The sequence below is a fragment of the Streptomyces sp. DH10 genome (assembly GCF_029813805.1).
Classification (GTDB): domain Bacteria; phylum Actinomycetota; class Actinomycetes; order Streptomycetales; family Streptomycetaceae; genus Streptomyces; species Streptomyces coeruleofuscus.
The window spans coordinates 245,969-260,586 of the sequence record NZ_JARVKU010000004.1; the positions used below are offsets into that span (position 1 = coordinate 245,969).

Consider the following 14,618-nt stretch of genomic DNA (forward strand, 5'->3'; position numbering starts at 1 on the left):
ATGATTCACCCTCTAATGTGACCTACGCGACCGTAGGCAGGGGTTGACGGGCGGTGAGATAAGCCACTTCCCAAGTGTTCGCCAACTCCGGAATAGGTCACCCGTCAGCGACGTTGGGGGGTCAGTCGCCACACCCGGAAGCCCGTGATCCGGAAGTGGCTCCACACGGTCCGGAAGGCGAAGTGCCCGCTGGTGTACGGCTGCGGGTCCGTGTAGTCGAAGACGAGGCGCCCGTTGTTCCACCACCTGACCGTCGAGCCGTCCGAGACGATCCGGACCCGGTGGGGCCCGTTGGGGACCAGCAGCGGCTCGGTGTAGTCGTAGACCAAGGGCCGCACGCCGGGTTCGCCGACGTACCGCCGCAGCCGGGTCGTGGTGTTGTAGTTCGCGCCGTAGCCCGCGTAGTACGTCGTCAGGTGGTCGTACTCCTCCAGCGCCCCACCGCGCGGCGTGGCGAAGAGATCGCCCGGGGAGCGGACGTCGGTCGCGTTCCAGAAGTTGTTGAGGTCCGAGACACGGTCGTTGACCCCGCCCTCGGAGACCGGCGTGGCGGTGTACTCGAGGACGTACGGCCCGTCGAGCCGCCGCCTGAACCACACGGTCGCCCCGCTCGGTACGTCGATCTCCAGGACGCCGCGAGAGGCGGTCACGGTCCCGCCGTCCTGGAGTTCGGTCGCCCACTGGGAGAGGCCGTGACAGAAGTCGTCGCGGGCGATGAGGCGGCGGTGCCGGGGCGCGGCGTGGGCTGCGCCCGTCGGGGCGAGGGCCGCCAGGGCGGCTCCGGCGGTCAGGGCTGCGAACGCTCTGCGAGTGGTCGGCACGGGACACTCTCCTCGGGGATCCGCCTGGAAGGCTCTAGAAAGCGCTTGCGCTCCGGACTGGATCACTGTGTCCCAACTGCCGCCCGCTGTCGATCCCTTGGAGACGGCCGATCACCACGAGCCCGGACACACCGAAGGCCGGACCCGGGGATCGGAGTCCGGCCGACGGTCGCGTGTCAGGCGGGTGGTCGTGCGGTCGGTCAGCCGACGGAGACGCCGTGCGAGCGCAGGTAGGCGACCGGGTCCACGTCCGAGCCGTAGTCCGGCGTGGTGCGGATCTCGAAGTGCAGGTGCGGACCGGTCACGTTGCCGGTGGCACCGGAGAGGCCGACCTGCTGTCCCGCGCTCACGGTCTGGCCCGCCGAGACGGAGAGCGAGGACAGGTGGGCGTACTGCGCGTAGCTGCCGTCGTTCAGCTTGATGACGACCTGGTTGCCGTACGCGCCGCCCCAGCCGGCGGAGACGACCGTGCCGGCGCCGACGGCCTTGAGCGAGGTGCCCGTCGGGACGACGAAGTCGACACCGGTGTGGTAGCCGCTGGACCACATGCTGCCGGACATCCGGTACGGGGTGCCGACGGTGGCGCCGTCCACCGGGGCGCTGTAGCCGCTGGAGGTCGCGGCGGCCGGCTTGGCGGCAGCCGGCTTGGAGGAGGACTCGGAGGCGGACGACTTCGGAGCCGAGGGCTTGACAGCCGAGGACTTCGAGGACTTGGAGGCCGAGGACTTCGACGGGGCCGGGGCCGAGGCCTTGGACTCACCCGCCGCCTTCTTGCCGATCGACAGCTTCAGGCCCGGGTGGATCAGCGACGGGTCGTCGCCGACGGCGTCACGGTTGTCCGTGTAGAGCTTCTTCCAGCCCCCGTCGACGTTCTGCTCGTCGGCGATCTTCGCGAGATAGTCACCGGACTGCACGGTGTACGTGCGGGCGCCCGTGGCCTTTTCGGCTGCCTTCTTCTCGGCGGCCGGAGCGGACTGGACGGTCTTTTCCGCAGCCGACTGCGGGGTGGCGGCGTGGGCGCCGGCGGCCCCCATGAGCGGAAGGGCGAGAGCGGCTCCACCGGTTCCGGCGACGGCGATGGAGCGGGTGAAGCGCTGGGTCTTCGGGCGGCGGTGCTTACCCTTCGCGGGCATGGCGAATTCCTCTCCGTCGCCTGCGAGGTGAGCTGTCGGGTTCGGGCTGGAGATGCCCGGCCACGCCGAGGCGCGGCTTAACCCCAAGCCGTTCCGGGAACCGGAACAGGCGTCTTACCTGTGGGTCCCCCGCTCCTGCCGTACGTCGGGTCAGTGTGTGGGGCTCCGGGCGGCGGCAGGATTAGGCGTCCGTCCGGATTGGGGTGGAACGTAAGCGACCAAGACGCAAAGGGACAAGTTCGCGGTTGCGTGCGACGGCGTTTTTCTTGACGCACCGGCACATTTTTCGTCACCGAGCGTGGATTACCGATCTCCCGCTTTCCTCAATGCCCCTGAATAAAGCCGTAATTACGTGCACATGGCAACAACACATCGTCACGAATATGACGATGCTCACGCACCCCGACCTCATCTCCTTTACGATCGGGGCACGTTATGCCGAAATAACCGAAGCACTCCCTATTCGGACAGAACGGCTACTTACGCTTAAGCCGGACGACGGTGGCGTCCAGATCCCCGCGCAGACCGACCCGCAGCCCGTGATGGAGCAGCACGGCACCCCGGTGAACTTCGCCCGTTTCGAGGCATTCGTACGATGCCGTGGGATCGAGGCCGCGCAGCCGGAGCGCCGCTACGGGCTCGCCGTAGCGCTGCGCCTGGAGCCAGGCCAGGACGACGGTCTCGTCGCCGAGGGCGTACTGCACGGCGCTCAGGCCGCCCTCCGGCGGGCGCAGCCGGTACTGGTCGCCGCGCTGCACCACGGGCCGGATCTCCTTGTAGAGCGCCACCCAGTCCCGCGCCTCGGCGAGTTCCCCATCCGTCCACTTCGTGAGGTCGCCGCCGACCCCGAGCACTCCGGCCATGGCGCTGACGAAGCGGAACCGCAGGGAGCTGGCCCGCTGATTGAGCATGGCGTTCGGACTGTCGGTGACCCAGGCGGCCATGACCCGGGCCGGATGGATCTGGCTGAAGCCGTGCTGGATGGCGAGCCTGTCGAGCGGGTCGGTGTTGTCCGAGGTCCACACCTGGTCCGTGCGGCTGAGCACACCGAGGTCGATCCGGCCGCCGCCGCCCGAGCAGGACTCGAAGGCCACCCCGGGGTGAGCGGCCCGCAGCCGGTCCAGCAGGGCGTACAGGGCATGGACGTGGTCGACCCACAGCCGCTGCGGGTAGGGGTCGTCCGGCCAGCCGGCGTCGGTGAAGCAGCGGTTGAAGTCCCACTTGACGTAGTCGATCGGGGCGCTGGAGAGGAGCCCGTCGAGCTGTCGCCAGAGGTACTCCTGGACATCCTCGCGGGCGAGGTTCAGTACGAGTTGATTGCGGAACTCCGTCCGCTTTCGTCCCGGTTGGTACTGCACCCAGTCCGGGTGTGCGCGGTACAGGTCGCTGTCGGCGTTGACCATCTCCGGTTCGACCCAGATACCGAACTGCATGCCGAGGCCGTGCACGTGGTCGGCGAGCGGTTTGAGGCCGCCCGGGAAACGGTCGGGGTTGGGGGTCCAGTCGCCGAGTCCGGCCCGGTCACTCGTACGCGCTCCGAACCAGCCGTCGTCGACCACGAACAGCTCGACGCCCATGGCGGCGGCCCGCTCGGCGAGCGCCCGCTGCTGCTCCTCGGAGATGTCGAACTCGGTGGCCTCCCAGGAGTTGAACAGGACCGGCCGGTCCCGGTCGGCGTCCGGGATCACGTGCGCCCGCTGGTAGGCGTGCCAGGCGCGGCTCGCCCCGCCGAAGCCGCCGTCGGTCCAGAGCCCGGCGAAAACGGGAGTCGTGTACGACTCCCCCGTGCCGAGCATCAGCAGGCCCGAGTCGTCGTACCCGGCCCCGCCGGTGATCTGTACGCGCGCGTCCGGGAGCTGAGCCACGGCGATCCGCCAGGACCCGGACCAGCCCAGGGCACATCCGTAGACCTCGCCGCGGTCCTCGGTGGCGTCGGTGTCGAGCGCCACCCACGGCAGGTGCTGGTGACCGGTGTGGCCGCGGCGGCTGCCGATGACCTTCTCGCCATGAGTGAGGGCGGAGCGCTCCAGCCGGGACTCGGCGCCCCAGCGGCCGTGCAGCTGGGACAGCCGCCAGGCGTCGCGGTCGGGCAGGGTCCAGGTCGCGGAGTCGGCGCGCAGCACCTCGACGGACGGCCCGTGGTTGTCGAGGGTCACCCAGCGCTCCACGACGTCCGTCGAGGAGCGCATCCGGTAGTGCAGCGTGATGGTCAGGTCACCGTCGCGGAAGCGCAGCCGCAGCGCACCGTCCCCGGTGTCATGTCCCTCGTAGGTCCACTCGGTGCCGCGCCGCTCCGGGGTGCGGACGGACAGGGCGGGCCGGACGAAACGGGGTCCGCCCTCGACCGGATACTCCTCGCGCCCGTCGAGCGGCGACTCGAAGGGCCAGTAGTCCGGCAGCGGCCGGACGGCGAGGGCCTCGGCGTCGGCGAGGCCGATCCGGGGGCCCCAGTGCAGGTGCAGCAGTTCGTCGCGGTCGGTGACGTGGACGGCGTAACTACTGGCCGTCCCCGAGAGGACCCACGTACGACCGTCTTCGGAGATGTCCAGCATCAAGCCCTCACAGGTTCGAACAGGCCCGATCAGGTGCGACCAGGTCCCAACATCATCAAGGGCTGCGGGGGCTCCCGGCAACGCCTGTGGACAACTCATTGCCCCAGGCAGGCATGTCGTATCGTCGAGTGGTGCCCGTCGACGAGCCGCGCCGGCGGCGCCGAAGGGGAGGAGCCCTCGTGACACAGCAGGTCCCGTCGACCGAGCCCGAGCTGGCCGGAGTGCGCAACTTCCGTGATGTGGGCGGACTGCCGACCGTGGACGGACGGCGGGTGCGGCAGGGAGTGCTGTTCCGCAGCGGCCACCTCGCGCACGCGACCGGTGACGACGCCGCCTTCCTGACCACCCTGGGCCTGCACACGATCTTCGACTTCCGCAACGCCGCCGACCAGAAGCTCGAGGGGCCGGACGTCGAGCTTCCGGGCGTGCGCAATGTGAACCTGCCGCTGAGCGACCCGGCCGACGGCGCCGAGTTCTGGCGGATGGTCCGCGACGGCGACCTGGACCAGCTGCGCGCGATCCTCTCGGACGGCAAGGGCGCGGACCGGATGATCGCCTCGTACCGCATGATCATCCGGACCCGCACGGCCGAGCACTCCCGGGTGCTGCACGCGCTCGCCGAGGACAGCGTCCCCGCCCTGATGCACTGCGCGGCGGGCAAGGACCGCGCGGGTCTGTCCATCGCCGTGACGCTGCTCGCTCTGGGCGTCGAGCGCGAGGCGATCGTCGACGACTACCTGAAGTCCAACGCCAAGCACCGCCGCTACAAGGTGCACCGCAGCAGCTCCGCCGCCTCGGCCTACTCCCCCGAGGTCATGGAGCTGCTCAGCCCCCTGTTCGACGCGCGCGCCGAGTACCTGGCGGCGGCCTTCGACACCATCGAGGCGACCTGGGGAGGCGTCGACTCCTATCTGGAGAAGGGGCTCGGGCTCACCCCGGAGACCCGGGAGCGGCTGCGCGAGCGACTGCTCGACTGAGGAACACGGCTAACGGGCCCCCGCCTCGAACAGGAAGTAGACGAACGCGGCGAAGATGTGCCCCACCACGAGGTAGACGAACAACCGCACCCACAGCGCGCGGGGGAACTTCTCCTCCATGTCCTTCATGGCATGTCTCCAGGGGTGGGGCCCAGGCACAGGGCGGCCGTGGGGCTCTGCAAGAGGGTGTGGACGAAGAGCAGTTCGACGCCGTCCGGGTCCTGGGCGGCGATCCGGTGCGGGGTCAGCGAGTCGAAGTGCGCGCTGTCGCCGGGTGCGAGCTGGTGCGTGGTGTCGCCGAGGCTCAGCCGCAGCCGTCCCCGGAGCACGTGGAGCCACTCCTCGCCGGGGTGGACGCGCACGATGTCGCCCTGGGAGCCGTGGGGGACGTGGACGCGCAGGGCCTGCATCCCGCGGCCGGAGGCGCCCGCCTGCCAGTACGTCCAGCCGCCCGCCGCGGTCGGTTCCATGGCGGCGGCGCGGACGACGGCGTCCCGGTCGGCGACCGTCTCGCCGAGCAGCTCGGAGACCGTCGTACCGTAGATGCGGGCGAGCGCGAGGAGCATCGGCAGGGAGGGCTGGCGTTGCCCGGTCTCCAGGCGGGAGAGGTGGGCGGGCGACAGCCCGGCGGCGCGGGCCGCGGCTTCCAGGGTCAGGGAGGCCCGGCGCCGCAGTGCGCGCAGCTGCGGTGCGACGGCGGGCAGCGCACCGGCCGCCTGGTCAGCCGACGGGTCGGCCCCCGGCCGCCCGGTCTCGGAGGAGCTCATGCCTCCATTCAGCCGGAGCCTTGCCTCAGCGGCAAATTTCTTGCCTCTGAGGCAAAAGTCGGTCGTCCCCGTCCGGGGCAGGCGCTACCGGTTGGCCACCGCCTGCTTGACCAGCGTCTTCCCGAAGTCCCAGACGAGCCCGCCGTCATGCGCGTCGTCCATCACGGCCGTGAAGGCGTCGACGAACCGGTCCACCTCCCGCTCGCCGATGATCAACGGCGGGATCAGCTTGATCACCTCCATGTGGTCGCCGGAGACCTGGGTGAGGATCCGGTGCTTCTGGAGCAGCGGTACGACGACCATCTGCGCGAACAGTCCCTTGCGCGCGGCCTGGAGCACGGCCCAGCGGCTGCGCAGCTTCAGCGACTTCGGCCGGCCGAACTCGATGCCGATCATCAGGCCCCGGCCGCGGACGTCCGCGAGCATCTCGTACTTGTCCGTCAGCGCCGCGAGCCGGGATCTGAGCTGTTCCCCGGTGGCGCGGACGCCCGCGACGATCTGCTCGTTCTCCATCACCGACAGCACCGCCAGACCCGCCGCCATGGCCTGCGCGTTGGACCCGAAGCTCGCCGAGTGGACCAGCACCCGGTCCATCGACGAGTAGACCTTCTTGAAGATCCAGTCCTTGCCGAGCGTCGCTCCCACCGGTACATAGCCGCCGGAGAGCGCCTTGGCCACGCACACCAGGTCGGGCTCCACGCCCTCCTCGTGCTGGTAGGCGTAGAAGTCGCCGGTGCGGCCGAGGCCCGTCTGCACCTCGTCGGCGATCAGCAGCGCCTTGTGCCGGTGCAGCAGTTCCTGGGCGGCCCGCAGATAGCCGGGCGGGGACTCCAGCACGCCCTTGCCCTGGATGGGCTCGACGATCAGGGCGGCGACGTCGCCCTTCCTCAACTCCCGCTCCAGCGCGTCGAGGTCGCCGAGCGGCACGGCCGTGTCCGGCAGCAGCGGGGCGAAGCCGTCGCGGAAACCGGACTCCCCGTTCACGGAGAGGGCGCCGGTGGTCAGGCCGTGGAAGGCGTGCGCGCAGTACAGAACCCTGGGCCTGCCGGTCACGAACCGGGCGAACTTCAGGGCGCCCTCGACCGCCTCCGTGCCGCTGTTGCCGAAGAACACCCGGTCCAGGTGCGGGCTGTGCGCGAGCAGCTTCTCGGCCAGCAGACCGGGCAGCGGCTGGCAGTCGAACCGGGTGAGGTCGGCGAGCCGGGCGTCCAGGACGTCGTGCAGCGCCTTGCGCACCACGGTGTGGTGGCGGCCGAGCCCCATCACCCCGAAGCCGGCGAGCATGTCCAGGTAGTCGTTGCCGTCCGCGTCGTAGAAGTAGGCGCCCTCGGCGCGCTCGTAGACCTTGTCGAAGCCGATGGTGTGCAGCATGCGCGGGAGCTGGTGGTTGAGGTACCGGGTGTGCAGCTCGTAGCGCTCGGCTCCGCGTTCGGCCAGCAGCGCGCCGAGGTCGAACGCCCCGGCCTGCGACGACTCCGACGCGGACTCGGCGGTTGTCATTCCTGTGGCTCCTTGGACAGCTCTTCCTTCACGGTCAGGCTCGCGCTGATCCGCCCGGCGACCTCGACGGGTGTCAGGCCGATGTCGGCGAGCACCTCCCCGCGCTTGGCGTGCGCGAGGAACTGCTCCGGGATCCCGAAGCGCCGTACCGGGACGTCGACTTCGGCATCGCCCAGGGCCAGCGCCACGGCCGAGCCGACTCCGGCCGCCCGGCTGTTGTCCTCGACGACGGCGACCAGGCGGTGTTCGGAGGCGAGGCCCGGGAGGGCCGGATCGACCGGCTTGACCCAGCGGGGGTCGACGACGGTGCAGCCGATGCCGCGGGCTTCGAGCAGCTCCGCCGCCTGGAGGCACACCGGCGCCATGACACCGACCGCGACCACAAGCACCTCCGCTCGGTCGGCGCGGTGCAGCACGTCCAGTCCGCCCACCCGGTCGACCGCCGGGATCGACGGGCCGACGGACTCCTTCGGGAAGCGCAGCAGCGTCGGCGCGTCGTCCACGGCCACCGCCTCACGCAGCTGGGCACGCAACTGGTCGGCGTCGCGCGGCGCGGCGATCCTCAGGCCCGGCACGACCTGGAGGACGGACAGGTCCCACATGCCGTTGTGCGAGGCCCCGTCGACGCCGGTGACACCGGCCCGGTCCAGCACGAAGGTCACCCCGCAGCGGTGCAGGGCCACGTCCATCAGGAGCTGGTCGAAGGCGCGGTTGAGGAAGGTGGCGTAGACGGCGACGACCGGGTGCAGGCCGCCCGTCGCCAGGCCCGCCGCGGACACGGCCGCGTGCTGCTCGGCGATGCCGACGTCCCACACCCGGTCCGGGAACCGTTCGGCGAACCTGCCCAGGCCGACCGGGTGGAGCATGGCGGCGGTTATCGCGACCACGTCGTCCCGCTCCTCGCCGATCCTGACGATCTCGTCGCCGAACACGGAGGTCCAGGAGGGGCCGCCCGCCGGAGACAGCGGCGCGCAGGTCAGCGGGTCCATGACGCCGACGGTGTGGAAGTGGTCCTCCTCGTGGGCGAGGGCGGGTTCGTAGCCGCGGCCCTTCTCCGTGAGGCAGTGGACGAGGACCGGACCGTGGAAGCGCTTCGCACGCCGCAGGGCGGACTCCACGGCCCCGATGTCGTGCCCGTCGATCGGGCCCACGTATTTCAGGCCCAGATCCTCGAACAGACCTTGCGGGGCGAACGCGTCCTTGAAGCCCTTCTTCGCGCCGTGCAGGGCCTCGTAGAGGGTGTTGCCGACCAGGGGCGTGCCCTGGAGCACGTCCTTGCCCCAGGCCAGCACCTTCTCGTAGCTGTCGGTCGTGCGCAGGGTCGCGAGGTGGTTGGCGAGGCCGCCGATGGTGGGGGCGTAGGAGCGTTCGTTGTCGTTGACGACGATGATCAGCGGGCGGTTCTTGGCGGCCGCGATGTTGTTCAGCGCCTCCCAGGCCATGCCGCCGGTCAGGGCGCCGTCGCCGATGACCGCGACGACATGGCCCTTCTCCCCCTGCACCTGGCGGGCCTTGGCGAGCCCGTCGGCCCAGCCGAGCGCCGTGGAGGCGTGGCTGTTCTCGATGACGTCGTGCTCGGACTCCTCGCGCGAGGGGTAGCCGGACAGGCCGCCCTTGCCGCGCAGCTTGGAGAAGTCCTGGCGTCCGGTCAGCAGCTTGTGGACGTAGCTCTGGTGGCCGGTGTCCCACAGGATGCGGTCGACCGGCGACTCGAAGACCCGGTGCAGGGCGACGGTGAGCTCCACCACCCCCAGGTTGGGCCCCAGGTGACCTCCGGTCCTGGCGACCGCGTGCACCAGGAACTCCCTGATCTCGTCGGACAGTTCGCCGAGTTCCGCCTCGGACAGCGCCTTCAGGTCGCGTGGTCCCCGGATGGTCTCCAGAATCGTCACGGTCGGGCCCCCTTCGGTTCCGTGCTGTTCAGCTCACGGTGACGGCCGGCTCCCCCGACCCCACGCCGTCCTGCTCCATCTGCTCGGCGAGCTTCATCGCCTCTTCGATCAGCGTCTCGACGATCTTCGACTCGGGAACGGTCTTGATGACCTCGCCCTTGACGAAGATCTGCCCCTTGCCGTTGCCGGAGGCCACCCCCAGATCGGCCTCCCGCGCCTCGCCGGGTCCGTTGACCACACACCCCATGACGGCGACCCGCAACGCCACTTCCATGCCTTCGAGTCCGGCCGTGACCTCGTCGGCGAGCTTGTAGACGTCGACCTGGGCGCGCCCGCAGGACGGGCAGGAGACGATCTCCAGCCTGCGCTGCCGCAACCCGAGGGACTCAAGGATCTGGATGCCGACCTTGACCTCCTCGGCCGGCGGCGCCGACAGCGACACCCGGATCGTGTCGCCGATGCCCCGCGACAGCAGCGCGCCGAAGGCCACCGCCGACTTGATCGTGCCCTGGAAGGCCGGGCCCGCCTCCGTCACACCGAGGTGCAGCGGGTAGTCGCACTGCTCGGCGAGCTGCCGGTACGCCTCGATCATCACGACCGGGTCGTTGTGCTTGACGGAGATCTTGATGTCCCGGAAGTCGTGCTCCTCGAACAGGGACGCCTCCCACAGCGCGCTCTCCACGAGCGCCTCGGGGGTCGCCTTGCCGTGCTTCTGGAGCAGCCGCCGGTCCAGCGACCCGGCGTTGACGCCGATCCGGATCGGAGTGCCGTGGTCCTTGGCGGCCTGCGCGATCTCCTTGACCCGGTCGTCGAACTGCTTGATGTTGCCGGGGTTGACGCGGACCGCCGCGCAGCCCGCCTCGATCGCCGCGAACACGTACTTCGGCTGGAAGTGGATGTCCGCGATCACCGGGATCTGCGACTTGCGCGCGATGGTCGCGAGCGCGTCCGCGTCGTCCTGCGTGGGGCAGGCGACCCGGACGATCTGGCAGCCTGACGCGGTGAGTTCGGCGATCTGCTGCAAGGTGGCGCCGATGTCCGAGGTACGGGTCGTGGTCATCGACTGCACCGACACCGGGGCCCCGCCCCCGACCGCCACCGGACCGACCTGGATCCGGCGCGAGACGCGCCGCTCCGCGATCGGCCGGACCGGTACCTCGGGAACGCCCAGCGAGATGGCGGTCATAGTGTCACTCCCGGTTTCCGGAGACCGTCTCGCGCATGGCGCGCAGGGACTCCTTCAGCGATCCCATGGTGGCGAGGACGGCGGTGGGCTCGTAGCCGCAGTGCGCCATGCAGTTGGCGCACCGCGGGTCCTTGCCGCGGCCGTACTTGTCCCAGTCGGTGTCCTCGACCAGCTCCCGGTACGTCGGCACATACCCGTCGCTCATCAGGTAGCAGGGGCGCTGCCAGCCGAACAGCGAGTAGTTAGGGATCGCCCAGGCGGTGCACGGGAAGTCGACCTTGCCCTCCAGGAAGTCCAGGAAGAGCGGGGAGTGGTTGAGCCGCCAACGGCGCCGGTTGCCGCCCGCGAAGGCCTTCTTGAACAGCTCTCGGGTCTGCTCCACGCCCAGGAAGTGCTCCTGGTCGGGGGCCTTCTCGTAGGCGTAGGCGGGCGAGATCATCATCTCGTCGACCTTGAGGTCGTCGTTGAGGAAGTTCAGCACCTCGATGATGGTCTGCGGGGTGTCGGTGTTGAAGAAGGTCGAGTTGGTGGTCACCCGGAAGCCCTGCCGCTTGGCCTCCTTGATGGCCTCGACCGCCTCGTCGAACACGCCCTCCTTCGCCACCGACTCGTCGTGCCGCTCGCGCAGCCCGTCGATGTGCACCGCGAAGGCGAAGTAGGGGGAGGGCTTGAACTTGTCCATCTTCTTGCGCAGCAGCAGGGCGTTGGTGCACAGGAAAACGTACTTCCGCTTGGCCACCAGCTGACGCACGATCTCGTCGATCTGCGGATGCATCAGCGGCTCGCCACCGGCGATGGACACCATGGGGGCACCGGACTCCAGCACGGCCCCCACGGCCTGCGCGACCGGCATCCGCTGCTTGAGCACCCCGGCCGGGTGCTGGATCTTGCCACACCCCTCGCACTTGAGGTTGCAGGCGTACAGCGGCTCCAGCTCCACGATGAGCGGGAACTTGTCCCGCCGGCGGAGCTTCTGTTCAGCCAAGTATGTAGCGACCTTGATGGACTGTCGGAGCGGCATGGCCATCTGGCTCACCTCCTGGGGAGCAGCAAGGAACGGTGCCATTCGAAGAATGCGGGAAGAACGGAACGAAGGACACGGAAAGCCGATATTCCACCGCGCACCGTGCCGATCCGGACGAGTTCATGTTCTGGAGCGTCCACGACCACCCGGACGGCCGCAACCGGGCGCTCGCCCGCGCGCACGGCGCTCAGGAGCGTGGCCGCCGACTCCATGTCGACCGCGATCGCACCGGTCGCGCGCAGATCCGACCGTTCGTGACCGCGGACGACGTGGTCGGAGCCGGTGAGCGGCCCGGTGTGCACGGTCCGCCCGGGCACCGCGCGGCCCAGCTCCTTGACCAGCAGGTCGGTCCCGACGCAGGCGGTCGTACCGCGCCGGTCGCGGGTCTCCTCGGCGACGACCAGGTCACCGGGGTGCATGCCGGGCGCGAGCCCCGCGCAGAAGCCGGTGGCGAGGACGGCGGCGTCGCGCAGGGCCGGGTCGGCGAGCATCCGGGTGACGGACCGCTCGGCCGCCGCCGGCCCCATACCGGTCCGCAGCACGGTGACCGGCCCGCCGGCGCCGCCACGGTCACCCGCGCGCAGGGCGAGCTGCTCGATGCCGAGCGCGCAGGCGATCAGCAGCGGGGCCGGAGCGGGCTGTGTGCTCATCAGCTCCCCTTGGCGTCGGCGAGCGGCGTTCCGGTGTCTCCGCTCCCCTTGGCCGCGGCGAGCGACGTCCCGGCAGCTCCGCCGCCCTGGTGCCGGTCGGCGAAGGGCTCCCCGTGCAGGTACCGGCCGAGCGCGGTGAGCGGGAACACCTGCCGGTAGAGGTGGTAGTTGATCGAGAAGTCCCACGGGAAACCCGTCCCCGTGAAGTACGGCTCGTCCCAGGAACCGTCCTCCCGCTGGGTGGCGGCGAACCACTCGATGCCGCGTTCGACGGCCTTGGAGTCCCGCTCCCCGGCCGCGAGCAGGGCCATCAGGGCCCAAGCCGTCTGGGAGGCGGTCGAGGCGCCCCTGCCGCTCCACTCCCTGACGTACTTGTAGGAGCGCAGGTCCTCACCCCAGCCGCCGTCGTCGTTCTGGACCGACTCCAGCCAGGTCACGGCCCGGCGGATCGCCGGGTGCGCCGCGGGGAGGCCCGCGGCCACCAGGGCGGGTACGACGGACCCGGTGCCGTAGACGTAGTTGACACCCCAGCGTCCGAACCACGAGCCGTCGGGTTCCTGTTCGGCCAGCAGCCACTGGATGCCGCGCCGGGTGCGCGGGTCGTGGGCGAGCCCCTCCACCGCGAGCATCTCGACGACGTGGGCGGTGACGTCGGCGGAGGGCGGGTCGATGACCTCGCCGAAGTCGCAGAACGGCAGCCGGTTCGGGAACGGGCTGGTGTTGTCGACGTCGAAGGCGGCCCACGCGCCGTTCTTCGACTGCATGCCGAGGGTCCAGCGCACGCCCCGCCCGACGGCCTTGTCCATGCGCAATGGGTCGTGGTGGGCGATCCGGCGCAGCGCGAGGATCACCTCGGCGGTGTCGTCGATGTCGGGGTAGTTGTCGTTGTGGAACTCGAACGCCCAGCCCCCGGGCGGCAGTCCGGGTCTCTGCACCGACCAGTCACCGGGCCGGAGGATCTCCTCGCCCAGCATCCAGTCCGCGGCCTTCACCAGCTGCGGGTGGTCGGCGGGCAGTCCGGCGTCGACGAGCGCGATCGCGGCCAGGCAGGTGTCCCACACCGGTGACTGGCAGGCCTCGATCATCCGGGCCCCGTCCTCGCGCCACACGGCGAACCGGTCCAGCGAGGCGAGTCCCTCGCGCATCACGGGGTGCTGGAGGTCGTAGCCGAGCAGGTGCAGCGCGATGATCGAGTACACGGCGGGAGGCTGGATGCCGCCCCAGCAGCCGTCGTTCTCCTGCCGCTCGATGATCCAGCGGGCGGCGCTGTTCATCGCGGCTCTGCGCAGCCGGCGCGGCGCTGCCTTCCGCAGGGCGTGCAGCCCCTTGTCCATCCGCTGGAAGGCGCCGTCCCAACTGAACGCCGGGGCGAGCGGCTCGGCCGGGTTCGGACGGTCCGGGTCGGTGTGCAGCTCGTCCAGCGGGAAGGGCGCGGGGCGTACCGGCCGCTTCGCGGAGACGATCGTCAGCGGGACGATGGTCTGCCGCGCCCAGCAGCCGAAGTCGTAGATGTTGAGCGGCATCCACTTCGGGAAGTAGATGAGCTCCGGAGGCAGTTCGGGCAGGTCCTCCCACTTCCACCAGCCGAACAGGGCCAGCCAGATCCGGGTGAAGACCCGGGCGGCGGCGATGCCGCCCTGCTCGCGGATCCAGGCCGAGGCCTTCGCCATGTGCGGTGCGCCGGGCTCGTCGCCGGCCAGGCGGAGGGCGACGTAGGCCTCGATGGTGGTGGAGAGTTCGCCGGGGCCGCCGTAGAAGGTGGCCCAGGTGCCGTCCTCGCGCTGCTCGCCGCGGATGAAGAGCGCGGCGGCCTGTGTGGTCTTCTCGTCCAGGATGCCGAGGAACTGACGGAGCAGCAGGTCCTCGGCGTCCATCGTGACGTTGGTCTCGAGGTCGCCCTTCCACCAGCCCTGGGCGTCCTGGCGCGAGAGCAGGAAGTCCGTGGCGCGCTGTGCGGCGCGGGCGGCGGCTTCTCGTACCCCGGCCGCCACGGGGGTGTCGGTGTCGGTTTCGCTGGCCGCGGCGGCGCGGGGTGGCAGGGCCCCGGTGCTTCCGTCGGTCGTCGCTGTCATGGCTTCCCCTTCGTGCAGTGGTGCAAGGTGTGCAGCTGCTGTGG

At 70.3% G+C, this 14,618-nt stretch carries 12 protein-coding genes and 1 riboswitch; of the genes, 1 reads left to right on the top strand and 11 read right to left on the bottom strand.

The window, feature by feature from the left end; translation table 11 throughout:
* Positions 1–104 precede the first annotated feature (104 nt).
* The 3 genes from QC385_RS10585 to QC385_RS10595 form a co-directional block, all read right to left on the bottom strand.
* Complete coding sequence (locus QC385_RS10585; protein WP_279541005.1) at positions 105–821, bottom strand: DUF6250 domain-containing protein; 717 nt, start codon at positions 819–821, stop codon at positions 105–107.
* 200 nt (positions 822–1,021) lie between these two features.
* Positions 1,022–1,954, bottom strand: coding sequence for a M23 family metallopeptidase (locus QC385_RS10590; RefSeq protein WP_279541006.1), 933 nt, complete (start codon positions 1,952–1,954; stop codon positions 1,022–1,024).
* Positions 1,955–1,958: 4 nt separating this feature from the next.
* Positions 1,959–2,120, bottom strand: a riboswitch (cyclic di-AMP (ydaO/yuaA leader).
* A gap of 310 nt (positions 2,121–2,430) precedes the next feature.
* Positions 2,431–4,506 (bottom strand): alpha-galactosidase, encoded by a 2,076-nt coding sequence (locus tag QC385_RS10595; RefSeq protein ID WP_279541007.1) that lies wholly within the window; start codon positions 4,504–4,506, stop codon positions 2,431–2,433.
* A 179-nt stretch (positions 4,507–4,685) separates the two neighbouring features.
* On the opposite strand from QC385_RS10595, the gene QC385_RS10600 reads away from it, so the two are divergent.
* The gene (locus tag QC385_RS10600; RefSeq protein ID WP_279541008.1) at positions 4,686–5,483 is read left to right on the top strand and encodes a tyrosine-protein phosphatase; all 798 of its coding nucleotides are present in this window, start codon (positions 4,686–4,688) and stop codon (positions 5,481–5,483) included.
* A 9-nt stretch (positions 5,484–5,492) separates the two neighbouring features.
* On the opposite strand, the gene QC385_RS10605 is transcribed toward QC385_RS10600, so the two are convergent.
* The 8 genes from QC385_RS10605 to shc form a co-directional block, all read right to left on the bottom strand.
* Positions 5,493–5,612: a DUF6126 family protein gene (locus QC385_RS10605; RefSeq protein WP_086600141.1), complete on the bottom strand. Its 120-nt coding sequence runs from the start codon at positions 5,610–5,612 to the stop codon at positions 5,493–5,495.
* Positions 5,609–6,250: a helix-turn-helix domain-containing protein gene (locus QC385_RS10610; protein WP_279541009.1), complete on the bottom strand. Its 642-nt coding sequence runs from the start codon at positions 6,248–6,250 to the stop codon at positions 5,609–5,611. The genes QC385_RS10605 and QC385_RS10610 overlap by 4 nt, the downstream gene beginning before the upstream one ends.
* An 84-nt stretch (positions 6,251–6,334) precedes the next feature.
* Positions 6,335–7,750 (bottom strand): aspartate aminotransferase family protein, encoded by a 1,416-nt coding sequence (locus QC385_RS10615; protein ID WP_279541010.1) that lies wholly within the window; start codon positions 7,748–7,750, stop codon positions 6,335–6,337.
* Positions 7,747–9,642: a 1-deoxy-D-xylulose-5-phosphate synthase gene (gene dxs, locus QC385_RS10620; protein WP_279541011.1), complete on the bottom strand. Its 1,896-nt coding sequence runs from the start codon at positions 9,640–9,642 to the stop codon at positions 7,747–7,749. The genes QC385_RS10615 and dxs overlap by 4 nt, the downstream gene beginning before the upstream one ends.
* 28 nt (positions 9,643–9,670) lie before the next feature.
* Positions 9,671–10,828 carry a flavodoxin-dependent (E)-4-hydroxy-3-methylbut-2-enyl-diphosphate synthase gene (gene ispG, locus QC385_RS10625; RefSeq protein WP_279541012.1) on the bottom strand — a complete coding sequence of 386 codons (1,158 nt, stop codon included), beginning with the start codon at positions 10,826–10,828 and terminating at the stop codon, positions 9,671–9,673.
* A gap of 4 nt (positions 10,829–10,832) precedes the next feature.
* On the bottom strand, positions 10,833–11,855 hold the full coding sequence (gene hpnH / locus QC385_RS10630) for an adenosyl-hopene transferase HpnH (RefSeq protein WP_086600136.1): 1,023 nt from the start codon (positions 11,853–11,855) through the stop codon (positions 10,833–10,835).
* 5 nt (positions 11,856–11,860) lie between these two features.
* Positions 11,861–12,502, bottom strand: coding sequence for a phosphorylase family protein (locus tag QC385_RS10635; RefSeq protein WP_279541013.1), 642 nt, complete (start codon positions 12,500–12,502; stop codon positions 11,861–11,863).
* Positions 12,502–14,574, bottom strand: coding sequence for a squalene--hopene cyclase (gene shc, locus QC385_RS10640; protein ID WP_279541014.1), 2,073 nt, complete (start codon positions 14,572–14,574; stop codon positions 12,502–12,504). The genes QC385_RS10635 and shc overlap by 1 nt, the downstream gene beginning before the upstream one ends.
* Between the last annotated feature and the right edge of the window lie 44 nt (positions 14,575–14,618).

What these genes read in the sequence shown, in the direction of transcription:
- QC385_RS10590 (WP_279541006.1), bottom strand. Translation starts at nt 1,954, where the DNA reads ATGCCCGCGAAGGGTAAGCACCGCCGCCCGAAGACCCAGCGCTTCACC.
- QC385_RS10595 (WP_279541007.1), bottom strand. Translation starts at nt 4,506, where the DNA reads ATGCTGGACATCTCCGAAGACGGTCGTACGTGGGTCCTCTCGGGGACG.
- QC385_RS10605 (WP_086600141.1), bottom strand. Translation starts at nt 5,612, where the DNA reads ATGAAGGACATGGAGGAGAAGTTCCCCCGCGCGCTGTGGGTGCGGTTG.
- QC385_RS10610 (WP_279541009.1), bottom strand. Translation starts at nt 6,250, where the DNA reads ATGAGCTCCTCCGAGACCGGGCGGCCGGGGGCCGACCCGTCGGCTGAC.
- QC385_RS10615 (WP_279541010.1), bottom strand. Translation starts at nt 7,750, where the DNA reads ATGACAACCGCCGAGTCCGCGTCGGAGTCGTCGCAGGCCGGGGCGTTC.
- ispG (WP_279541012.1), bottom strand. Translation starts at nt 10,828, where the DNA reads ATGACCGCCATCTCGCTGGGCGTTCCCGAGGTACCGGTCCGGCCGATC.
- hpnH (WP_086600136.1), bottom strand. Translation starts at nt 11,855, where the DNA reads ATGGCCATGCCGCTCCGACAGTCCATCAAGGTCGCTACATACTTGGCT.
- QC385_RS10635 (WP_279541013.1), bottom strand. Translation starts at nt 12,502, where the DNA reads ATGAGCACACAGCCCGCTCCGGCCCCGCTGCTGATCGCCTGCGCGCTC.
- shc (WP_279541014.1), bottom strand. Translation starts at nt 14,574, where the DNA reads ATGACAGCGACGACCGACGGAAGCACCGGGGCCCTGCCACCCCGCGCC.